The 22,569-nt window shown below is 56.7% G+C and carries 20 protein-coding genes; 8 read left to right on the top strand and 12 right to left on the bottom strand.

All coding sequences use genetic code 11. The features are described 5' to 3' along the window. Positions 1-97: 97 nt before the first annotated feature. Entirely contained in the window at positions 98-1,705 is a 1,608-nt protein-coding gene (locus HWX89_RS24240; RefSeq protein ID WP_138792866.1) for an ABC transporter substrate-binding protein, read from the bottom strand. A gap of 264 nt (positions 1,706-1,969) precedes the next feature. On the opposite strand from HWX89_RS24240, the gene HWX89_RS24245 reads away from it, so the two are divergent. The 7 genes from HWX89_RS24245 to HWX89_RS24275 are packed head-to-tail and all read left to right on the top strand — an operon-like array spanning position 1,970 to position 9,249. Continuing rightward, the gene (locus tag HWX89_RS24245; RefSeq protein ID WP_138792867.1) at positions 1,970-2,959 is read left to right on the top strand and encodes an ABC transporter permease; all 990 of its coding nucleotides are present in this window, start codon (positions 1,970-1,972) and stop codon (positions 2,957-2,959) included. Further along, complete coding sequence (locus HWX89_RS24250; RefSeq protein WP_138792868.1) at positions 2,956-3,969, top strand: ABC transporter permease; 1,014 nt, start codon at positions 2,956-2,958, stop codon at positions 3,967-3,969. Before HWX89_RS24245 ends, HWX89_RS24250 begins: the two co-directional genes overlap by 4 nt. Beyond that, positions 3,966-4,964 (top strand): ABC transporter ATP-binding protein, encoded by a 999-nt coding sequence (locus tag HWX89_RS24255; RefSeq protein WP_138792869.1) that lies wholly within the window; start codon positions 3,966-3,968, stop codon positions 4,962-4,964. The genes HWX89_RS24250 and HWX89_RS24255 overlap by 4 nt, the downstream gene beginning before the upstream one ends. Continuing rightward, the gene (locus HWX89_RS24260) at positions 4,942-5,877 is read left to right on the top strand and encodes an ABC transporter ATP-binding protein (RefSeq protein WP_138792870.1); all 936 of its coding nucleotides are present in this window, start codon (positions 4,942-4,944) and stop codon (positions 5,875-5,877) included. Before HWX89_RS24255 ends, HWX89_RS24260 begins: the two co-directional genes overlap by 23 nt. A 19-nt stretch (positions 5,878-5,896) precedes the next feature. Then, a complete protein-coding gene (locus tag HWX89_RS24265; RefSeq protein ID WP_138792871.1) occupies positions 5,897-6,952 on the top strand; it encodes an aldo/keto reductase in 1,056 nt (351 codons plus the stop codon). A 59-nt stretch (positions 6,953-7,011) separates the two neighbouring features. Continuing rightward, a complete protein-coding gene (locus tag HWX89_RS24270; RefSeq protein WP_138792872.1) occupies positions 7,012-8,253 on the top strand; it encodes an acyl-CoA dehydrogenase family protein in 1,242 nt (413 codons plus the stop codon). 21 nt (positions 8,254-8,274) lie between these two features. Further along, entirely contained in the window at positions 8,275-9,249 is a 975-nt protein-coding gene (locus tag HWX89_RS24275; RefSeq protein WP_138792873.1) for a LysR substrate-binding domain-containing protein, read from the top strand. Positions 9,250-9,264: 15 nt separating this feature from the next. On the opposite strand, the gene HWX89_RS24280 is transcribed toward HWX89_RS24275, so the two are convergent. From HWX89_RS24280 to HWX89_RS24315, 8 genes are all read right to left on the bottom strand, one after another. Further along, positions 9,265-10,617, bottom strand: a complete 1,353-nt coding sequence (locus tag HWX89_RS24280) for an LLM class flavin-dependent oxidoreductase (RefSeq protein WP_138792874.1) — start codon at positions 10,615-10,617, stop codon at positions 9,265-9,267. A 69-nt stretch (positions 10,618-10,686) separates the two neighbouring features. Next, entirely contained in the window at positions 10,687-12,282 is a 1,596-nt protein-coding gene (locus HWX89_RS24285) for an ABC transporter substrate-binding protein (protein ID WP_138792875.1), read from the bottom strand. Between the two features lie 30 nt (positions 12,283-12,312). Then, positions 12,313-12,663, bottom strand: coding sequence for a DUF3088 domain-containing protein (locus tag HWX89_RS24290; protein WP_138792876.1), 351 nt, complete (start codon positions 12,661-12,663; stop codon positions 12,313-12,315). A 280-nt stretch (positions 12,664-12,943) separates the two neighbouring features. Beyond that, positions 12,944-14,539: an ABC transporter substrate-binding protein gene (locus tag HWX89_RS24295; RefSeq protein WP_138792877.1), complete on the bottom strand. Its 1,596-nt coding sequence runs from the start codon at positions 14,537-14,539 to the stop codon at positions 12,944-12,946. Between the two features lie 20 nt (positions 14,540-14,559). Further along, positions 14,560-15,765, bottom strand: a complete 1,206-nt coding sequence (locus HWX89_RS24300) for a M20 aminoacylase family protein (RefSeq protein WP_138792878.1) — start codon at positions 15,763-15,765, stop codon at positions 14,560-14,562. Positions 15,766-15,857: 92 nt separating this feature from the next. Next, complete coding sequence (locus HWX89_RS24305) at positions 15,858-17,027, bottom strand: LLM class flavin-dependent oxidoreductase (RefSeq protein WP_138792879.1); 1,170 nt, start codon at positions 17,025-17,027, stop codon at positions 15,858-15,860. Further along, positions 17,018-17,914, bottom strand: a complete 897-nt coding sequence (locus HWX89_RS24310; RefSeq protein ID WP_138792880.1) for an NAD(P)H-binding protein — start codon at positions 17,912-17,914, stop codon at positions 17,018-17,020. Before HWX89_RS24310 ends, HWX89_RS24305 begins: the two co-directional genes overlap by 10 nt. An 8-nt stretch (positions 17,915-17,922) precedes the next feature. Continuing rightward, complete coding sequence (locus HWX89_RS24315; protein ID WP_138792881.1) at positions 17,923-18,975, bottom strand: ABC transporter substrate-binding protein; 1,053 nt, start codon at positions 18,973-18,975, stop codon at positions 17,923-17,925. Between the two features lie 297 nt (positions 18,976-19,272). Here HWX89_RS24315 and HWX89_RS24320 point away from each other — a divergent pair, with 297 nt between their 5' ends. Then, the gene (locus tag HWX89_RS24320) at positions 19,273-20,199 is read left to right on the top strand and encodes a dihydrodipicolinate synthase family protein (protein WP_138792882.1); all 927 of its coding nucleotides are present in this window, start codon (positions 19,273-19,275) and stop codon (positions 20,197-20,199) included. A 66-nt stretch (positions 20,200-20,265) separates the two neighbouring features. Here the strand turns inward: HWX89_RS24320 and HWX89_RS24325 are convergent, their stop codons facing one another. Genes HWX89_RS24325 through HWX89_RS24335 form a run of 3 tightly spaced genes read right to left on the bottom strand, consistent with a single transcriptional unit; the run spans position 20,266 to position 22,567 of the window. Further along, positions 20,266-20,679 carry a VOC family protein gene (locus HWX89_RS24325; RefSeq protein ID WP_138792883.1) on the bottom strand — a complete coding sequence of 138 codons (414 nt, stop codon included), beginning with the start codon at positions 20,677-20,679 and terminating at the stop codon, positions 20,266-20,268. Positions 20,680-20,723: 44 nt separating this feature from the next. Further along, positions 20,724-21,899, bottom strand: a complete 1,176-nt coding sequence (locus HWX89_RS24330) for a M24 family metallopeptidase (RefSeq protein ID WP_138792884.1) — start codon at positions 21,897-21,899, stop codon at positions 20,724-20,726. Positions 21,900-21,928: 29 nt separating this feature from the next. Continuing rightward, on the bottom strand, positions 21,929-22,567 hold the full coding sequence (locus HWX89_RS24335) for a GntR family transcriptional regulator (protein WP_138792885.1): 639 nt from the start codon (positions 22,565-22,567) through the stop codon (positions 21,929-21,931). Between the last annotated feature and the right edge of the window lie 2 nt (positions 22,568-22,569).

The following is a 22,569-nucleotide window of genomic DNA, read 5'->3' on the forward strand; positions in this document are numbered from 1 at the left end:
CTTCATGACAGGCGGAACATCGACAGCGTCTGATGTCCGCGAATAGACCATTTGCTGAAGGCCCGCCGTTACCGGGCGGGCGATATTGCTGTTGAGTTCAGGACGCAACGATGTGCGCAAAGGCAAGGCTTCCTGAGACCCCTTCAGCCCCGACCGTGTGGCCCGATATCCGTTTGTTGAAGATGGTAATCTCAGGGGCAGCGACGATATCGATCGCAGGGACATCCTCGATCAGGATCTGCTGGATCTCTTTCCACTGCGCAACGCGTTTGTCCGGATCAATTTCGACCGCCGCCGCTTCCAGCAGGGCATCAACCTTCGGGTTGCTGTAGGCCGCACCATTGGAAAAAGGCACGCCTTTCTTGAAGTTCTTTGACCAATAGAGACGCTGAACACCAACCGTCGGATCGAACAAATTGCTCATGCCCTCATAGGCAAAATCGAAATCGCGATCGGTGTAGATGCGTTTCGTATAGGTCGCGAAGTCCTGAGTACGCACCGTGACATCAATGCCGACCTTCGCCAAAGCCTGACGGATATAATCCGCTCCGCGCGGATAAGCCTCGGTACTCGGAACGTAATCCAGATTGAGCTTGAAGCGAATTCCGTTTGCGTCTCGTTTGTAGCCTGCATCATCCAGCAGCGCTTCCGCAGCTTTGAGATCGATCGGATAGGTTTTCAGATCGTCGACAAACCATCGCGTCAGCTTTGGGTTGATAGGCCCGGTGATCGGCGATCCGTATCCGTAATTGACAGTATTGAAGATGACGTTGCGATCAATCACATGGGCAAACGCGCGACGAACGCGCACATCCTTGAACACCTCTTTCTCAAGATTGAATTCAACGCGGCTGATGGAATTTGAGTACTGATAGCCATTGGTCTCAAAAGCCAGGTCCGGCAACTCCTTCAGCCGATCGAGGTCACTGTAGGCCACCGGCGTGCTTGGTGCGAGATCGATCTCCCCGGTTTCGATCGCAATAGCTCGGGCGGCCGCGTCCGGAATGAAACGAACGATAAGTTGATCGATGTAGGGGCGTGGCGCATCCCAATAGTCTGGATTGCGCTCATAAACGACATGGCTGCCACGCACCCACGCCTTGAATTTAAACGCTCCCGTGCCGATTGGTGCCAGATTGACCGGGTTTTCGGTCACCTTCGTCCCTTCATAGAGATGCTTGGGTACGATCGGCGTTTCAGCGGCTGCGAGCGCGGTGATCAGGTAAGGTGCGGGCTTCGATAGAACCAAGACTGCCGTCAGCTCGTCCGGAGTTTCCACATCAGTCAAATTCAGGAACGTGTTGCGCCCGCGCGGATGGACCTCCTTGAGGGTCCGGATTGAGAACGCGACATCGGCAGCGGTAAACGGCTTGCCATCATGCCACTTTACACCAGACCTCAGATTGAAGGTGTATCGCAGGCCATCGTCACTGATCGCCCAGGATTTTGCCAGAAGTGGTTGGGGGTTGAGGTCGAAGTCGTAGGTCAAAAGCCCCTCGGTGACCTTCGGCGATACATAGACGGAGTTGTAGGCGGTGTGGGCGATCGTTGTCAGAACAGGTGGCTCGGATGATATCAGCAACGTCGCAGTGCCGCCGCGTGCCGGCTCAGCGGCACCCACCTTCAAACCCGACAGTGATGCCGCGCCGAGCGCGACCGATGCCAGAAGGAAACTCCGTCTCGTCGTGCGATTGAAATCAGTCATGCGATATCCTCTCCTTTTGAGCGGTAAAAACCGGCAAACCAAACGCTGGCGCATTGAGAGAAGTTTCTTTCGTCATTGAGAGCCGTCGCGCCAAAAAACACTACAATTCACATTTTGTAGAAATTATCTTTTCTAATGCGGGTTATTTCCTGTAATTTAAGGAAAATAATTCCATTACTCTTTGACAAATTCCATAAAATTAGTCAACTAATGGCGCACTCCAGATGGAGCATAAGCGACTTGGACGGTTACGGATGGGAGCCGATGTCAAATTCGAAACGGATTTTCTCTCAGGCACGTCGTGTCGCCATTCAGGCGGTTCCGACAGTCCTTGGAATTGTCATTCTGAACTTCTTTCTGCTGCAACTCGCACCGGGCGACGCAGCCGATGTCCTCGCTGCTGAAGCTGGTTCGGCGACGGTGGAGACCATGGCCGAAATCCGCTCGCGCTTCGGACTGGATCTGCCTGTTCTTCATCAGCTGATGAACTATCTGGGCAATCTGGCGCAGTTCAGCCTCGGTTATTCTCCGCGCTACGGCATGCCTGTTGCAGATCTCATCGGCCAGAGACTACCCGGGACCCTTGCGCTGATGGGCGCAGCACTCGGGATCGCCATCGTCGCAGGCGTATTCCTTGGTGCGATCATGGCGCTTTTCTCCGGCAAGCTGCCAGACCGGATTATCTCGATCGGATCTCTGATCTTCTATTCCGTGCCGGGGTTCTGGATCGGGTTGATGCTGATCCTGACATTTTCGGTAAAGCTCGGCTGGCTTCCGTCGGGCGGGGACAGCACGATTGGTAGCAGTCTCACAGGCTTTGATGCGGTCGTCGACAGAGCCCGCTATATCGTCCTACCGGCTTTGTCGCTCGCCTTATATTTTCTGGCGATCTATGCGCGGCTGACCCGTGCCGCGATGCTGGAGGTCAAATCGCAGGACTACGTCCGCACGGCACGCGCGAAGGGTGTTTCGCCCTGGCGGCTGACAATTCGCCATATCCTGCGCAATGCACTCATTCCAATCACCACGATGGCCGGCATGCATATTGGCGGCCTGCTTGGCGGCGCCGTCGTCGTCGAGACAGTCTTCAGTTGGCCAGGCCTCGGTCGGCTGGCGTTCGAAGCCGTCATGGCCCGCGACTTCAGTGTCCTGCTTGGCATCCTGCTCCTGTCCTCTCTGGTCGTCATTGTCGTTAATGTAGCCGTAGACCTCCTGCAGGCATGGCTAGACCCTCGCATTGGAGAAAGCCGATGAGTTCCACGAACACCACCGCGCTCCTGCACGCTCCCGAGATCACCGCTCAGGCAAAGGCCGGCACGCTCGACACCCAAAACGCCTTGCCCCCCAAGGAAGACAAGACCTGGCCTTACCTTCATGCCCCTGACGCCCTGTCGGCCAGGACCGCATCGGTACCGCGCAGAGGATTGCGGCGGGAAATCAAGGTCTTCCTGAAAAACCCGAATGCGATTGTCGGGTTGCTCTTCCTTGCGACCGTAATCGTCACCGCACTTCTCGCCCCGCTTCTCTATCCCGGCGATCCCCTGGAGATGGTAGCGCGTCCGTTCCTTTGGCCCGGTCAGAACGGAGCCTATCCGCTTGGCACGGATTCCATGGGCCGCGATGTGCTGGCCGGGATTGTACATGGTGCACGCATCTCTTTGACCGTCGGCGTCGTTGCCACGCTGATCGGGCTCACGATCGGCATTTCGGTCGGCGCCTTTGCCGGATATTTCGGCGGCGTCATCGATGACGTCCTCGTCAAGCTGATCGAAATCTTCCAGACATTGCCAAATTTTGTACTGCTCGTTGTACTTGTCGCCATTGCCCAGCCATCAGTGACGACGGTGACTTCCGCAATAGGCATCATTACCTGGCCCTTGGTCGCCCGGCTGACGCGCGCCGAATTCCGCGCAATCCGCGAAAAAGATTACGTCCTGGCGGCCCGCAGTCTGGGATACGGACACGCGCGGATTGTCTTCACCGAAATCCTGCCCAATGCCCTGCCTCCCATCATCGTGACGTCGTCGGTCATGGTCGCCGGTGCTATCCTGATGGAAGCAGCATTGTCCTTTATGGGCCTCGGCGATCCCAACCGTGTCTCCTGGGGTTCGATGATCGGATCGGGACGCGACGTGATCAGAACCGCCTGGTACCTCACCGCACTGCCGGGCCTTGCCATCGTCTTCACCGTCATATCGCTGAACCTCATCAGTGACGGGCTGAACGACGCCCTCAACCCGCGCTTTTCGGAGGAACGCAGTTGACCCCTTTGGTGGAAGTCCAGGATCTGTCCGTTGGCTTTGGTACGGCACAGCCCGTAAAAGGTGTGAGCTTCAAGGTGCACTCCGGTGAGATGCTGGCAATCGTTGGCGAAAGCGGCTCAGGCAAGTCCCTGACGGCCCTCTCTCTGATTGGACTGTTGCCATCGAACGCAAAGACCGGTGGCCGCATTTTACTGGAAGGTAAGGATCTTTTACCTCTTTCCGAGCGCCGCTGGCGGTCTATTCGCGGCCGAGACATCGGCATGATCTTTCAGGAGCCGATGACCTCGCTCAACCCTGTGCTGACGGTTGGCGAACAGATCATTGAGGTCCTGCGCATCCACGAGCGCATTAATAAGCACGAGGCGCGCAAACGGGCAATCGAACTCCTGGAACTCGTCAACATTCCTGAAGCGCGACGCCGTGTCGACGACTACCCGCATCAGCTTTCAGGGGGCATGCGCCAGCGTGTGATGATCGCCATCGGCGTCGCCTGCAACCCGAAACTGCTGATCGCCGATGAAGCGACAACAGCGCTCGATGTCACGATACAGGCACAAATCCTACAGCTCCTCGACAATCTTCGACGCGACCTCAACATGGCCGTTGTGCTTATCACACACGACCTCGGCATCGTCGCACAATGGGCTGATCGGGTTATGGTGATGTATGCGGGACGAAAGGTGGAAGAGGGCTTGCCGGAGCCCGTGTTTTCCCATCCCTATCATCCCTATACGCGGGGATTGCTTGCCGCCTCGCCAAGAGCAGAGGACGGACAACACTACCGGGATGGTCCACTGATCGAAATCCCGGGGTCCATCGTCTCCGCAACGGGTGAACGAGGCTGCGCCTTCCGTCCGCGCTGTCCGGACGCCCGCGGTTTCTGCGGGCAGTTTGTTCCCCCGCTCCGCTCCATTTCCGAAGGGCGTTATGCCGCCTGCCCGTTCGTATCCGAAATTTCAGGGGAGGTCTCCGATGGCGCTTTTGTCAGTGCATAAACTGTCCACCGAATATGCTGGAGGGCGCGGAACGGTTCGCGCCGTCGATGACGTCTCCCTAGAGATCGAGGCCGGTGAAACCGTTGCGCTGGTGGGAGAATCCGGCTGCGGCAAGTCTTCGCTCGGCAAATCTTTGATGCGCCTTGTTGAACCGTCCTCGGGACAGGTCGTGTTCAATGGCGCCGACGTAACGGCGATGTCATCGACTGAACTGCGTAGCATCCGCCGGCGCATACAAATGATCTTTCAGGACCCATTCGCCTCTCTCAATCCTCGCCAGACAGTCCGCACGATCCTTACTGGCCCACTGAAAGTGCACGGCATCGGCGACAGGCGGCAACAACAGGAAATTGTCGAGGCAATCGTCGCGCAGGTCGGTTTGCCCGAGGATTCCCTCGATCGTTATCCGCACGAATTTTCCGGCGGTCAGCGTCAGCGCATCGGCATCGCCCGTGCCCTGATCCTCGAACCTGAACTGGTCGTCTGTGACGAACCGGTTTCCGCGCTCGATCTATCGATACAGGCGCAAATTCTCAACCTTCTGGTAGAGATGAAGAGCCGGCTTTCGCTGTCCTACCTCTTCGTCTCGCACGACCTGTCCGTGGTCCGTTATTTTTCTGATCGTGTGCTCGTCATGTATCTTGGAAAAATTGTTGAAAGCGCACCGACTGCGCAACTGTGGGCGGCACCTCGCCACCCCTACACCCGTGCCTTGCTGGCTGCAGTCCCCGACCCTTCACGCCGCAAACAGACCGCACCGATTTCGGGCGATCTTCCAAGTCCTCACAACCCGCCATCAGGCTGTCGCTTTCACACCAGGTGCCCATTGGCGAGCGACCTCTGTCGCGACAAGGCACCAGAATACCAGTTCTTCGGCAAGAACCACGCTGTGGCTTGCCATCACGCACAGTAACCTCAAGGAGTACTTACCAATGGTCGACTATCGTTATCTCGGGCGCAGCGCGCTGAAAGTTTCACCGCTGAGCTTAGGCACCATGATGTTTGGCGGCCCGACACCGGACGAGACTGCATTCCGGATCATCGACAAAGCCCGCGAACAAGGCATCAACTTCATCGACACGGCGGATGTCTATCACGACGGAAAGTCCGAGGAAGTTGTGGGCCGTGGCATCAAGGCACATCGCGATCATTGGGTGCTGGCGACGAAATTCGTCAACTCGCACACCAAGGGCCCGAACCTTGGCGGCCATTCGCGTAAATGGGTCATCGAAACAGTTGAAAACTCCCTGCGGCGTCTCAATACCGATTACATCGATATCCTCTATTTCCACCGCGCCGTATTCGATGCTCCGCTGGAAGAGCCGGTTCGTGCCATCGCCGACCTGATCCGCGCGGGCAAGTTGCGTTACTTCGGCGTTTCGAATTTCCGTGGCTGGCGTATCGCGGAAATATCGCACCTCGCAGATCAGCTTGGCATCGATCGCCCTGTCGCCAGCCAGCCGCTTTACAACATCGTCAACCGCACGGCGGAAGCCGAGCAACTGCCGGCCGCCCATCATTATGGTCTCGGCGTCGTTTCCTACTCGCCACTGGCGCGTGGCGTTCTGACTGGCAAATACCAGCCTGGTCAGGAGCCTGGCGCCGACACACGTGTTGGCCGTGGCGACAAGCGCGTCCTGGAAACGGAATGGCGTCCAGAGTCTGTTGAAATCGCCCAGAAGGTTGCAGCGCATGCCGCTGCCAAGGGCGTCTCCGCTGCGGACTTCGCGCTTGCATGGGTGCTGAACAACAAGTTCGTCACCGCCGCCATCACCGGCCCCCGCACAGAGGAGCACTGGGACAACTACGTTCGCGCCCTCGACGTCACGATCGATGCCGACGATGAGGCACTGGTCGACAGCCTGGTCACGACTGGTCACCCCTCGACACCCGGCTTTAACGATCCAAGTCACCCGGTCGAAGGTCGCGTTCCGCGCAATCTGGCACCCGCGACACGCCCGGCTGTAAAGCCCCGCGCCGTCGCGTGACAACGGGCCTGCGGCAGGAAACGTGCCGCAGGCTTTTCCAATTTTCAAGGAATAGCGCGATGTCCAAGACCAATATAGTGACGACCGGCACTGCTTCCCCCTCCGAGGTGCCGAGCCGCGACGAAATACTGGAGAGGGCGAAGGAAATCGCAGATTACGCGGCCAAGAATGCTGCGTTGCGTGAACGGGAGCGGGTTCTGCCGTTCGATGTTTTCAAGCTGATCAAGGACGCAAAACTCGGAACTCTGCGTATTCCGGAAGCCAAAGGCGGACCTGGCGGATCAATCTCCGACTACATTGAAGTACTGATGATCCTCGGGGAGGCGGACAGCAATATCCCCCATGCGCTGCGCAGCCATTTCAACTTCACTGAACATCTCGCCCTCACACCTGTCGAACTTGAAGATCGCCGGCACCTCGAAAGCGTTCTGGCAGGCAAGCTTTTCGCAGGCGCCAGCACGGAACAGGGCACCAAACGACCGGGTGAAATCACCACACAACTGAGTACCGATGGCGATCGCTACAGGCTGAATGGCAGGAAGTGGTACGCGACCGGCACAGCGTTTGCAGACTTCGGCACTTTCAGTGCTGTCGACGAAAAGGGCGACCCGATCGGTGTCTTGATACCCCTCGACCGCGAGGGCATCACAATCCTCGACGACTGGGACAGCATGGGCCAGAGGATGACTGCAAGTGGTGGCGTTCGACTCGACAATGTGGAGGTACTACCGCACGAACTTACGACACGGCGGCTTTCCAGCCAGGTCGGGCGTCACTCATCTGCCCTGCGTCAGCTTCATCTGGCCGCATCGGCAACCGGTGCTGTTCAAGGCGCGGTCAATGATGGCATTGATTACGTTCTCAAGCAGGCTCGCACTACCCTTCACAGCTCAGCCGAGATAGCCAGCCAGGACCCGTTCGTTCAAAAAACTGTCGGTGAACTGAGTGCTGGCGCTTTTGCCGTCAAAACACTCATTCGAGAAGCTGCACGAACACTCGACAAGACAGCTGCCGCGTTTGCCGCAGGCGAGGAAGAGGCAATAGAAGCCGCATTGCTGGAAGGCTCACTTGCGACGGCGCGCACGCAGATTATTGCCTCCCAGATTTCCCTGAACGTGGCGACAAGCCTCTTTGAACTTGGCGGCGGCTCGGCAACCTCGGCGGAACGGAACTTCGACCGGCACTGGCGAAATATCCGCACCGTCTACAATCACAATCCACTGCTGCACAAGGCGCGCGTGGTTGGAGATTACTTTCTGAACGGCACCACAACGCATCTTAGGGAGGGCCGGGTTTTCTGACGCCGGCGAAGAGTAAAGCCCATGCCAACAGAACTCGCCTCCTCCTCCAACACAGTCGCAGCTCTGCGGCTGCCAACCCTTTCCCGATTGCCGCCGCTGACAGCTTTGCGAGCATTTGTCGTCGCCGCCAGACATGCGAGCTTCGCGCGCGCCGCCGATGAGCTGCATGTATCGACGACCGCAATTGGACAACAGGTCCGCATCCTCGAAGGCCACCTCGGCCAGCCCCTGTTCAACCGCCAGCGTGGAGAACTCAGGCTGACAGATGCTGGGGCTGCTCTTTATCCTGGCCTCGCAAACGCTTTCGACACAATGATCGACAGCATTTCCGATCTATTGCGTTCGGGCTCCAGACCAAGGCTTCGTATGTTGGTCTGTCCGTCCTTGGCGGCACGCTGGCTTGCACCTCGGCTTGGCAACATCAGCCAAGCTCTGGGCGATGTTGAGCTCTCGGTCGAAACAACCGTGAACGGGCCGCTTGGCCTGCAGCAACTTGATGATGTCGACTGTGCCATCGTCGCAAGCGATGAACGTATCCCGGGCTTCACCTATGAGCCGCTTTTCGATGATGCGGTCATTGCGATCTGTGCCGCGGATTTCGCTTTGCGCCACCAGCTAGCCGGTGAGCCCGAAAGACTAAAGCGCAATTCCATTCCGATACTGCGCGGCGCCGACCCCGATCCTGTATTTGAATGGCCACATTGGTTGCGCGCTAACGGCATCCATTCCCGCATACCCACGACGGGTCCGCGCTTTACCCACCCGCAGGTTCTCATTGAAGCAGCCGCTGCTGGCCATGGCATTGCGCTTGTACGATATTCTCTTGTGGCCGGAGACCTGAAGACGGGTCGCCTGGTTTCTCCATTCGGCACGCCACAGCCTACGGTCAATCGTTATCATCTCATCGCAAGCCATGAGAGGCGGCGGCAGCCAGAAATAACCTCACTCATCGCTATGCTGCGCGAGGATGTCCCCTCTTTTGCCACCGCCGCCTGACGCGCCCGTCCCACTTCAGGCGCGAATTCTGCTTGTTTCATTGATGGTGTGGATGTTCTGCGGCCGTGGCAGGCCATAGTGGTCGCGAAGCGTGTCACCGGAATAGTCGGCGCGAAACAGTCCACGCTTTCTCAGAAGTGGCACAACCTCATCAATGAAGATATCAAATCCGCCCGTGAGCCACGGCGGCATGATATTGAAGCCATCGGCAGCTCCTTCCCGGAACCAGGTCTCGATCCAGTCGGCGACCTGTTCTGGGGTTCCTGCAATGACCTTGTGGCCGCGACCGCCAGCAAGCCGGTGAAGCAGTTGCCGAATGGTCGGGTTTTCACGATCGATCACATCAAGCACCAGTTGATGCCGGCTGCTGTCTGCACGGGCTCTCGTCGCTTCCACAGCCTCGCTTGGTAGCGGCTTGTCGAGATCGGCATCACCAAGATCGATACCTGTGATCCTGGTCAGTTGTGTCAGCGAAAAAGCGGGCTGGATGAGATCGTTGAACTCGGCTTCGAGCTTTTTCGCATCTGTTTCCGTACCGGCAATAAAAGGACTGATCCCCGGCAGGACCTTCACATGGGCCGGATTGCGACCAGCACTCGCAACCCTCTTCTTGATATCCGAATAGAATGCCTTTGCGCTTTCAATTGTCTGATGCGCGGTGAAGATCGCTTCGGCATATTGGGCGGCAAACCCGCGCCCGTCATCTGAGGAGCCAGCCTGTACATAGACTGGCCGACCCTGCGGCGAACGCGACACATTCAGCGCACCCTGGACACGATAGAACTCGCCTTCGTGATTGGCGGGGTGAATACGATCGGTATCGGCGAAAAGCCCGCTTTCTTTGTCTGCAACAATAGCGTCGTCTTCCCAACTGTCCCATAGCTTTGTTACGACATCAACGAACTCGCTCGCCTGTCGATACCGATCCGCATGCGACGGGTGTTTTTCAAGGTTAAAGTTTGCGGCGGCCGCATCCACTGACGTGGTCACGATGTTCCAGCCGACGCGACCGCCACTGATGTGATCGACGGATGCAAACAGGCGCGCGAGGTTATAGGGCTCATAATAGGTCGTGGACGCGGTTGCGATAAACCCGATCTTCTCCGTGACAGCCGAAAGGGCGGCCAGCATAGTGATTGGCTCCAGCCGGTGTTTCGCGGAGTATCTGATATTCCCGTCGAGAACTGGCGCATCGGCAAAGAATATCGCATCGAGCTTTGCCGCTTCAGCACGCCTTGCGATATCCTGATAAAGCCGGATATCGGTGACGCGATGCGGTTCGGACTGCGGATGCCGCCACGCAGCCTCATGATGGCCGCCGGGATAAACAAATGCGTTGAGTACGAGTTTTTCGGACGATCTTGCCATGAGATCCTCATCCTTTTGCCGTTTGCGGAAAAATGTGGCGCGTCCGGACAATCCGACGCGCCGCAGTCATCAGGCTTCTTTCGCGAGCCAAGCTTTGGCGAGATTGCCGCTTAAGCCCTCAGCACCAACGGCGTAGTCCTTGACCTTGACGTTTCCGACCACCGGCTGAACAGGAGATACGAGGTTGATGACCGGGAGATCCTTTGCAACGATGGCCTGGAATTCCTTGAAAAAGGCCGCGCGCTTCTCGATATCGGGCTCCACAGATGCAGCCTCCAACAACCGGTCTACCTCCGGGTTCTCGTAATGGCTGGCATTGGAGAACGGCAGTCCGATCTTGAAGTTCTTGCTCCAGTAAACACGCTGCACGCCGGCAGTCGGATCGAAGGTGTTCGAAAGCGACTCGACCGACAAGTCCCATGCCCGATCAGTATAGACCACCTTCACATAGGTTCCGAAATCGAACTTCTGGATTTCGGCTTCGATGCCGATCTTGGCGAGAGCCTGGGCTATGAAATCCGAATAGGTCTGAGGGTTGAATGGGTTCGTCGTCACACGCAACTTGAAACGCTTGCCGTTTTCCTTGCGTGGGAAACCCGCCTCATCCAGGAGTTTCTCGGAAAGCGCGGTGTCGAACTTCGCAAAGCCGATATCGGGATTGTGAAATTTCGGCAAACCGGGGCTGATCGGCGTTGGAGACGGAACGGCATATCCGTAAAGCACCACATCGATGAGCGCGGGAACATCGATCGCATGTGCGATTGCCTGCCGCACTTTGAGGTTTTTCAATATCTCGTTTTCGAGATTGATGACGAGCTGGTTCTGTTGGCCCGCATAGGCATAGATGCGATCATCCACCTTAAGGTTTGGAACTGATTTCAGTCGCTCGAGGTCAGCAAGCGCGACTGGGTTTGGGCCAATATCGCCCTCTCCTGTCTCGAGCGCTGCGGCACGCGAACCTGCATCGTTGATCAGACGGATGATAACTCGTTCCAGATAGGGACGCGGCGCATCCCAATAGTCCGCATTCCGTTCTAGCAGGATATGGCTGCCTGGCACCCACTCCTTCAACACGAACGGTCCACTACCTATGATTTGCTCCGGCTTCGGATTATCTGTCGGCTTGAACGTTTCGAAGATGTGCTTCGGCACAATCGGCGATTCCGATGATGCGAGCGCTGTGATGAGCCCCGGTGCAGGCTTCGCAAGCTTGACACGCGCAACCAGCGGGTCTGATGAATCGACACTCTCTACCTGTGAAAAGGTTGCGCGGCCGCGGGGATGTGCTTCCTTTAGGCGCAGGATAGAGAACGCGACGTCTGCAGAGGTTAGCGGCTTTCCGTCATGGAATTTTGCCCCAGGCTGCAAATGAAAAACATACTCCAGTCCGTCTGCAGAAACCGACCATTCCTTCGCGAGACTTGGCTTTGGAGAAAGGTCGTAGTCGTAGGTGAGAAGTCCATCGTAAATCTTCGAGCCAATAAATTGCGGACCGCCCGCACTGGTGTTGATCGCGACAAGCTGCGTCGGCTCGGGGAAATAGACAATCTTCAGCGTCCCGCCGGAAACTGGCTCTTCCGCTGCTGCAAAAGCACCGCCGGGAAGTGAGACGATAGTGCCGGCAGCAAGCGCAATCTTGTGAAACTGACGTCTGGAAAGGTTCATCTTTGTCTCCGAAAAAAGTAGGGCCGTCCTTCAGTGGAGGCGCGGAAATCCGTGGCGATCAGCCAGCAATTCGAGAATGCGTTTGGTGTCCCGCACAAAGCGTCTGTCTCCATACGCGGCGGCATCATCCGGGGGATTTTCGCCCAAGATCAGGAGTGGCAACGACTGATTGTTCTCCCCGACCTCGGCAATGACAGCAGCCCGTGGCCTTTGGAAATCGACCCGCTGGATATCCAGCGAAGCAGCAATTTCAGGGAACGAAGCGAGCAATCCTTCAACCTGATTGCAATGCGGGCAGACAAACCGGACACCTGGTTGTTTGGGATCTTCGAAACCGGGAGAAATCAGAAAAAGTGTATCTTTGGCCATGCCATCCATCATTGCTAACTGCGATGGAGCGAGAGTGCCGGGAGGTTGGGAGAGCGTCCAGAAACGTATTCTTGCCTCGAAAAGAAGAATAAATTTGCGAACCAGCCACCCAGAAACGGCTTTCTTCAGAAGAATTTTCCGATGCGAATTTATTCCGGTACCGCTCTCCATCAAGCAATGCGATTGCCGGAAATTTCAAAGGGACGCGAATGCCGAAAACCGTCGCCAATCAGGCCGAGGCATAAAAAAACCCGGCGAAAACGCCGGATTCTTGGGAAAGAGGCCTATGACCTCAGCTTTGGGGCTGTTTCCAGGCGTTGGCGAGGTCGCCGTAGGCGATATCGATGGTGGTCACAAGCGATTGCAGGCTGGCATTTCGCAAGATGACCGTCGGTAGCGCGACAATGGAGAAGTTCGGCAAATCATCACCGGTGATCGTTTGGATCTCCTTGAATTGCGCCGCGCGCTTTGTCTCGTCCACCTCAACGGCCGCAGCACGGAAAAGGTCATCGACTCTAGGGTTGTTGTAGTGCGCTGCGTTGACATAAGGAGCCGGGTTCTTGATCCCGTCCGACCAGTAGAGGCGCTGGACCCCGGCCGTCGGGTCAAACAGGCGGCTGATCCCGTTTACGTTTATGTCGAAGCCGCGCTCAGTATAGACCCGCTTGATGAATGTCGCGAGATCGCCTTCAAGGATCTCCACCTTCACTCCTATCTTGCCGAAAGACGAACGCAGGTAATCGGCAGTTTTGCGGAAGGCATCCGATGGCAGGAATGCAAGCCTCAATGTAAATCGCGTGCCATCCGCCCCCTTCGGGAATCCAGCCTGATCGAGCAGCGCATTCGATTTTGCGAGGTCGAAGGGATAGTTGAAAGGCGCCTCATCATTATAGGCAGTGAACACCTTGGGGATGTTCGAGCCTGCCGGTTTTGCCGTTCCAAAAAAGATTGCGTCATTGATAAAATCACGATCGATCGCGTGCGCCAGCGCGTGGCGCACCTCTTTCTTGGCCAGAACCGGATTTTCGAGATTGAATTCGAAGACTTCGGCATTGTTCAGATAGGCATCGGTATAAACTTCGACGGCGAGTTTGGGGTTTTGCCGCAACCGCTCCAGATCGCCGTAAGACACATCCGCCGCGTAATCCGCTTCACCGGTTTCGACGGCAATCGTCGCAGATGCCGCATCGGCAAAAAAGCGCGCGACAAACCCGTCGAGATACGGCAGTCCTGCCTGCCAATAGTTGGGGTTACGCTTCAATTTGACGTAGCTACCGCGTTTCCATTCCTCAAAGACGAAGGGACCGGTACCGATCGGGGCGTTGCCATTCGGGCTTTCGTTGAAGTTTTCCGACGGATATGCGTGTGCTGGCAGGATTGGCGTCTCACCGCCCGTCAGTGCCCTTAACAGATAAGGCGCGGGCTTTGACAATACGACCACCGCAATATGGGGTTCAGGTGTTTCCACATCGGCAATATTGTCGAATGTGATGCGCCCGCGAGGGCCAACCTTCTTGAAGGCAAGCAAGGAGAACTTCACATCCGTCGCGGTGAAATCCCTCCCGTCATGCCATTTCACGCCTTTACGCAAACGGAATGTATGACGCAGACCGTCGGCAGAGGTTTCCCAGCTTTCTGCCAGGACCGGATGCGGATTGAACTCGCTGTCAAAGCGCACCAGACCTTCCAGGATCTTTGTTGAAATCGCTCTGGTACGGGTATTGCTGTCGGAGAGCGGTACGAGCGTCGTTGGCTCACCAAGACCGGCAAAGGTCACGATGCCGCCCTTTGAAGGCTCGTCGGAGGCGGCAAACGACACGGATGGGAGCAATGCTGCTCCACCAAATGCGGCTGTCAAAAGCAATGTCTTACGTCTTGTCAAATCCATGATTGTTTCCTCTTCGTGTTTTATGCCGGAACCGCCGTGAGGCGCTGCTCGATCAGACGCGCAAACAATGTGGCCCCCACCGGCAAGATCGCGTCGTCGACAATGAAACCTGGGTTATGCGCAGGAACGTTTCCCGCATGACCAAGCGTGAAAAAGGCACCAGGAGCGTGCTTCAGGAAGTCTGCGAAGTCCTCGCTGCCCATGAAGCGACCAGGCTCGGTCGAAACCCTTGCGTCGCCCAGGACATCGCGTGCGACCTCCGCAACGATATCGACAGACGCGTCGTCGTTGGTGAGGACCGAGAAAATGTCTCTGATATCGACGTCCGCTGTCAGGCCGTGGGCGGCAGCAACATGTTCCGAAATCGTTGCGATCCGCTCGCGGATCGTCGCGCGAACTTGATCGGAAAACGCCCTCACCGTTCCGGCAATCGACGCCGTTTCTGGGATGACGTTGTAGGCCGAACCGGCCTCAATTCGAGTGATCGATAGGACCGCTGGATCAATCGGCGAAACGTTGCGGCTCACGATCGTTTGCAATGACTGGATGAGTTCGCCGATTGCCGGTACCGGGTCATGGGAAACATCCGGATGTGCGGCATGTGCACCTTTGCCCTTCAGCCTAATATCGAAGAAGTCAGCACCAGCGAGAATTATGCCGGGAGAGACTTTGAGGTGGTTGGGCGCGGCATGTGAGGAGTTATGCAGTCCATAAATCTCATCGACGGGAAAGTCCTTGAACAACCCATCGGCGATCATGGCACGCGCACCGCCAAGACCTTCTTCCGCAGGCTGGAAGATGAAAACGACGGTGCCGGCGAAATCGCGAGTTTCGGCCAGATAACGCGCAGCCCCCAAAAGGATCGTCGTGTGCGCATCGTGACCGCAGCCATGAAATTTGCCGGGATAGATCGAGGCATAGGGCAAACCCGTCTCCTCCGGCATCGGCAGGGCATCCATGTCGGCGCGCAGACCAACCGAGCGATTACCCGCATGTTTTCCACGCAAGATACCGACCACGCCTGTTTTGCCATATCCGCGATGCACCTCGATACCCCAGGACGCAAGTTTCTCGGCGACGATCCCGGAGGTTCGAACCTCTTCAAAGCCGATTTCCGGGTGCTGATGCAGATCGTGACGGATCGACACCAGTTCGGGAATGTAGGTAACAATCCTGTCGATGACTTTCGGTGCTGGGGTGTTTGTGGGGTCTACGGCGATATTCACGGCATATCCTTTGGCAATAGAAGTCCCTGCCGCTACCGGAAGGTGGCGAGTGATCAGGGACGTTTGATGGTGAAACAGAGGTGGCGAAGGCGTCAGAGCCTTAAGCCGGCCTCTTTCATCAGTGGCAGGATCCGGTCGGCGAAATATTCGAGGTCTTCCCGGAAATCGTAGAAATTGAGCTGAACGCCGTCGATCCCCGCTTTCTTGAGGCCAATCAACTGTTCAACGACCTGTTCAGGCGAACCGATAATCTCGATATTGCCGCCGAGATTGCGTCCCTGCTTGTGGCGCGCATCGCCACGTCCCCGCCAGGCATGCGCATCGCTCTCATAATTGTTGGTAGCAAAAGCACGTGTACCCGGCTGTGGCTTTCCTGCCTCGATGGCGTCAGCATACGCAAAGGCTTCAGCTTCAGTATCACGGCTGACAATTATCGGATTGATGAGTGTCTTGACCTGACGGCCATGTGCGATTGCACGGTTTTTAACATTGGCGACATGGGCCGGGAGTGTTTCCAATGCACTATCGATGTGCGCGCCACCAGGCGATGTCACGAAAACCAGGTCGGAATGACGTGCGGCAAAGTCAATCCCGGCAGGCGAACCCGTCGCGGTTACCAGAGGTGGACGACCAAAGGACGGCTTTGGTGTGATCCAGCCGTTGTTGACCGCCCAGGGATTGAGCTTTCCTTCGTAGGAGTAGTTTTCGGTTTCACCCCACAATCGGTGCAGCACATCAAACAGTTCACCCGCCATGTCGTAACGTTTGTCGTGTTCGATCCTTTGCCAACCAAACATCTCATGCTCGATGGCCCGGTGCCCGGTGACGATATTAATGCCCCAACGGCCATTGGCGATGTGATCCAGTGTCGCCCCGTATTTGGCGAGATGGAGGGGATGCAAGGGGCCATAAAGGACGTGGATGGTCGAAATTAGCAGGATGCTTTTCGTAACCGCCGCCATAGCACCAAGCGCGATAAAACTGTCGAGGGAGGAATCACCGTCATAGCCGCCCTTCGGCAGCCATTGCGTGCGACTGAAGGCGATTTCGAAACCCAGCTCCTCAGCGCGTTTGACCAGCTCGACATTGTAATCGAATGTCCAGCTATTGCTCGTTGGCAGGCTGGAAAAGTTGATATCCTGCAAATTGAGAAAGAGCCCGAGCATCAACGGCTGTTGTGCAGCACGGCTTAACGGGCTTTCCTCAAAATCGAACGGTGCCTTCAATTCGAGTGTATCGCTGACCGGCGCTGTCAGTGCCATGATTTTTCTCCCTTCGGATTATGTGTAGGAATGTCGGCGCCTGCCAGGCGCGCGCTGAGGTAAGCGTCCACGGTGCGTGGTTCGCGGCCGGTGATCCGACGAACGTCATCACTCAACGAGGACGCCAAACCTTCCGCGATCAGCACGCCGAACTCACCAACTGCCTTTTGCTCAAAGGCGCCAGGATGTAATGGCAGCGCGGTGCGAACGGTCTGAGACACGCCGATCGGGCGATGCAAGATACGCGCGGCAATCCGCCCGATTTCGAGTGCTGTCAGCGCTTTGCCACCCGTCAGGACAAAGGCACCGTTCAACGGTGTCTCTTTCGTCAATGCCGCAACGGAAACATCCGCGATATCATCCGCATCGATGTAGGAGACGGCGGCACCGGAGTAACGGTCAGGCAAATCCTCCCGGCTGAGAATTGCCGCGATTGTGGGCTCAAGTGCGACCTGCATCCACGCATTGGGTCTCAGGATCGTGTGTGCGACACCGCTTTCAGCCAGATGGGCTTCCACCAAGGCGTGAGCCGATCCGGAAACCGAGCGATCTGCATTTCGTATCGTCCAGTCCGAACCGGATACCTTGACGATACGCTCGATCCCGGCAGAAGCTGCAGCATCAACTGCCGCGTTTTGATGTGATGCCAGCGCTTCGCTGATCGGCGACAGCAGAAAGAGTGCATCGATATCAACCAATGCCTCTTTCAAGCTGGGTGGATCCGCAAAGTCACCTTGAGCGACCTCCACAGCATCTCGCCACAAGCGACGCGCCTCCTCTGGTCTGCGCGTCAGAATGCGCACCTCGGAATTCTTTTTCAGAAGGCGCTCGACGACAAGTTTTCCGAGTTTGCCTGTCGCTCCTGTGACGAGAATTCTCCGAGCCATGTCCGACCTCACAAATCGCGGGACTGATGTGCCGCCAAGGGGCGTGCATCAACCCAATCAAGAACGTCGAAATCCGCAGATATGAAGTGCCACTCCAACAGGAAGTCCTTGAAGTGCACGATCGCTTCTACCTCTGCCGGATCGAGAGTGAGGCCAAGGTTTTGACTGACATTCGGACCATTGGCGGCGAGCACCGCATCCTCGCTTACGCCAATTTCACGCGCGATAAACCTGACGGCGTCGCCGGGATTTTCTTTCGCCCAGCCGGAGACCCGCTGCACCGTCGCGACCAATTCCGTTACGAGGTCCGGACGTTCATTTGCAAAAGTCGCGTCGACCGTGAGTGGTCGCGGCGTGCCGTTGTTGATGCGAATTTTCGGGTCAGGGTGAAATCCCGTCGACACGACAACAACAGCACCGATGAGGTTGGCGACCGTTATCCCCTCCGCACCCTTGACGAAAAACGCATCAATGTCACCGCGATGCAGAGCTGCAATTTCCTCCCCATAGGGAAAACGCCTTTTCAGCCCAAGAAACCGCTCGTCATCTGGACGGAGCAAGACCGACTCGTTTGCAACGAGGTCGACAAGCTCGACGTCGCTCGTTCTCAGCCCGGAAATCGTCAGCGCTGAAACAATGCCCTTTAACGATGTCGCGCGCTGAAAATCGATTGTCTCGTTCGGCCTTCTGGGAAGCCCAACACGCCGCCCCTTCAGATCCGCGCCATTGCGGATACCGCTCGCGGGCAATGCGATAACAGCCTGAAACTCGTCTGTTCTTGTCAGACCGATCAGGCGTGTCTGACGACCACCCGATCGCGCCCATATTGGTGGAATGCTACCCCCCTGCCGAAACGACCACTCCAGACTGTGATCAAAATGGCTTTGGCGGATGGAAGGGTCTGCCGCATCGCGTATTGAGGAGACATGGATGGCGTGGTGAGCGAAGTTTTCCGCGACCCAACCAAGTTGAACGGCGATCGACAACGGCGTCGGCGCAGGACAGCGTGTATACCAGATTGTCTCCGGTTGGAGAGTTTTGCGTAGTGCCGCCTCGACCATGTCATATCCTCAGTGATGATCATGCGCGATAGGCTATAGGCTTAAAAATATTTTCTATAGATAAAGTGTACTATTTAAATTGCCCACTGGAGAATTCGGTTCCGCATAGATGGCGCTTAGCGTCGTAATCCCGGATCAGCTTCTCGTGTGGAGCATGTGACTGCGTGCAACTGGGACTGAAAGAACGGTTGTATATTGTTTCCACGATTATATTCAGTATACCATTGGTATGTTTTATTCGCAGAGCGATCAAATTGCTCCAGACGCAAGTCCCGTCCGTTCCAGAAGGAGACCACCGTGCCATTGATTTCTACGGAGACGAAGGGTGTCTTCGTCATCGCTGTAACGCCCTTTCACGAAGACGGCGCTCTCGATCACGAAAGCATCGATCGCATGGTCGACTTTTATTACGAGAAAGGTGCCGATGGCCTGACAATCTTGGGCATGATGGGTGAAGCACCCAAGCTGACACAGGCCGAATCCATCGAAATAACCCGGCGCACCCTGAAACGTTCACCAGGCAAAGCGGTCGTTGTCGGCGTATCAGCTCCGGGTCTGGCTGCTATCGGTGAACTGACCAAGGCTGTTATGGATATGGGGGCAGCGGGCGTCATGGTAGCGCCGCCATCAAACCTGCGAACCGACGAACAGATCATTACCTATTACCGTAATGTCGTTGAAACCGTCGGCACTGAAGTCCCTCTCGTCCTGCAGGACTTTCCGCTATCGACAGGCGTTCAGATATCCTCAAAAACACTCGGCGTTATTTTTGAAAACCACCCCAGCATCGTCATGCTGAAACACGAAGACTGGCCGGGTCTGCAAAAAATAACAGATCTGCGTGAGGCCGAAGCCAGAGGGCGCCGCCGTATCTCGATACTCTGCGGCAACGCCGGCGTCTTCTTGCCGGAAGAAATGCAACGCGGCGCTGACGGTGCGATGACAGGTTTCGCCTACCCGGAGATGATGGTCGATGTCGTGCGGCTCAGCAACGAGGGCAATCATGACGCCGCACAGGATATGTTCGATGCCTATCTGCCGTTGATGCGCTACGAACAACAACCGGGCATGGGACTGGCGATCCGCAAATATGTGCTCGCACAACGTGGTGCGATTGCTAATGCTGCACAACGTCGTCCTGGAGCGGCCCTCAGCCCACGCGCGGCTAACGAAGTTGACCGGCTGATTGACCGCCAGACCCGTAGGCTTGCCAAGCTTGCCTGATTGGCACGAAAGAGGGATGAAGAGATAGGCGATGTCTCAACACCACCTATCTCCGCCATCTTCATCTCATTGAGCAAATACGCCGTCGAAGTCCTTGAAACCCTTGACCTCGATCGGATTGCCGCTCGGATCAAAAAAGAACATCGTGCGCTGTTCGCCGGGTTCTCCTTCGAACCGCACGACAGGCGGTATGTCAAAGGCAATACCGGCATCTTCGAGGCGTTTTGCCAAAGCAAACCAGTCATCAAGGCGCAAAATGACACCGAGATGCGGCATCATCACCATATGGTCCCCAACCTTGCCGGTCCGCGTCACTTCGAATGGCTTTCCGAGATGAAGCGAAATTTGATGACCAAAGAAATCGAAATCAACCCAGGTGTCGGTGGAGCGGCCTTCCTCACAACCCAGCACATCACCATAGAAGCGGCGAGAAGCATCAAGGTCGGTGACGTGATAGGCAAGATGGAACAATGAACGCATGGCTGTCTTCCTTTGGAGGGTAAAATCAATCCGGACCTGCCGGATTATCGGATGCTCATATCGCGCGGCAGGCTGGAAAGAGGCTCTATGCCATTGTCTGTCACGATGACCGTTTCGGATGCGCCAACGGTCCAGACGCCGTAACTGCGCAATGTGGCTGGGAGGTGAAAGACCATTCCGGGTTCGATCAAACGCTCAACGCCAGAAAAAAGACTAAGCAGAGCGCCCTCGCCCCAATCAGGTGCAAACGCAATGCCCATGGAGTACCCGATGCGCTTGCGAAACGCAGCTTTGTAGCCGGCCTCATCGATGATCTTTTGCGCCGCCTCGTGTGGCACGGAGCACGCGACGCCTGGACGCATGACCGACAATGCAGCATCCAGCGCTCTCAGGGCGCAATCCATCATCCGCCTCGCCTCGTCAGGCGGGTTACCGATCCACGCACAGCGCATCAGCGCGGCGTGATACCGTGCATGGCTCCCAGCGAGCTCGAGAAAGATGGGATCGCCATCTTCGAGCTTTCGCCGCCTCCACGTCATGTGTGGAAGTCCGCTGCGATAACCGGACGAAACCAGGGGCTCCATCGCCATCGTTTCGGAGCCTGCGAGTGTTGCTGCTTCCAGCATCGCTGCCGCAACGGCATTTTCATCCGATCCGAGGCTGCAACACGACAATCCGGCCATCAACCCCTTTTCCGCATATTTCGCGGCTGTCCGGATGGCCTGCAATTCGGCAGATGACTTGATGATGCGCAACGGTGGCAAGACAGCCGACCCATCCTCGATTGCGGCAAATCCCGCTTTCTTTGCAATGTCTGCAGCGAACCGCGGCGAGACGAACCAACCGTCCAGCTCCATCGCCAGACGACTTGCACCAATGCCACGAAGCACGCGCGAAAGAGCCTCTGCCGGGTCCTCACCGTCCTGGTAGCTGACGATATCGTCGAGCCAGGTGTTGGCGACGGCACCGGGCATTTCAAGTTGCCGGACGAGCAGCACCGGCGGCCCGCCTGTCGGCATAATGAAGGCTTGAAACGCAAAATATCCGGCAGTCTGACGACCCGTCAGCCAGTAGATATTCTCAGGGCTCGTGACAACAAGGGCGTCAAATCCGGCCTTGTCGATCGCAGCACGCGCCCGTTTCTGCCGCTCAGCGAACTCCGCCGCAGGAAATGCGGCCTCGCAGCCCTGAAAACCTTTATATTCATGCACTGTCGTCATCGATCCAGGATTGTCCTGCGCCATCTGCCTCATGGTCGGGAAAGCCACCCGAGAAAACGGTTCTTGGCACTGTCGAAATGCGCCTCCATGGCAGCGGCTGCCCGGGGGGCGTCACGCTCCTCGATTGCGTCGATCACGGCAATATGCTCCCGGGCCTGATCAGCAAAACGATCATGGGTTCGGGTAATGGTACAGCGCCGTGCAATGCTGCGCAGTTCGTTCAACATCCCGGGAAGAAGTGCGAGGCCCGCGGCATCTGCCACAGCCTCATGAAACCGGTCGTCATCCATCCAGAAATTGTCGAATGCAGTGTCCTTGCCGTCGGCATAATCCTGCATGACCACACGCGAGGTGTTCAAAGCGTCAGTGAACGGACGTTCTGCCGCACGCGCAGCGGCCGCTGCTTCCAGAAGCCGTCGGATCTGGATGATCTCGAGAAGCTGTTCCAGCGTGACAGGCCGAACCATCAAGGCGCCATTGGCCAATCTGGAGACAACTCCCTCTTTTTCAAGTCGGGAAATGGCTGCCCTGAGCGGCGTGCGGGAAATGCCGGAATCACCTGCGAGCGTCCGCTCTGTCAAAAGGTCGCCCGCCTTGAACGTTCCTTGCAGTATGCGCTGTTTGAGATCCTTGTAGGCCTGCTGAGCCAAGGTTTCCTTTTCACTCATGT

It is taken from the genome of Rhizobium sp. RM, from assembly GCF_013390595.1.
Lineage (GTDB): Bacteria > Pseudomonadota > Alphaproteobacteria > Rhizobiales > Rhizobiaceae > Agrobacterium.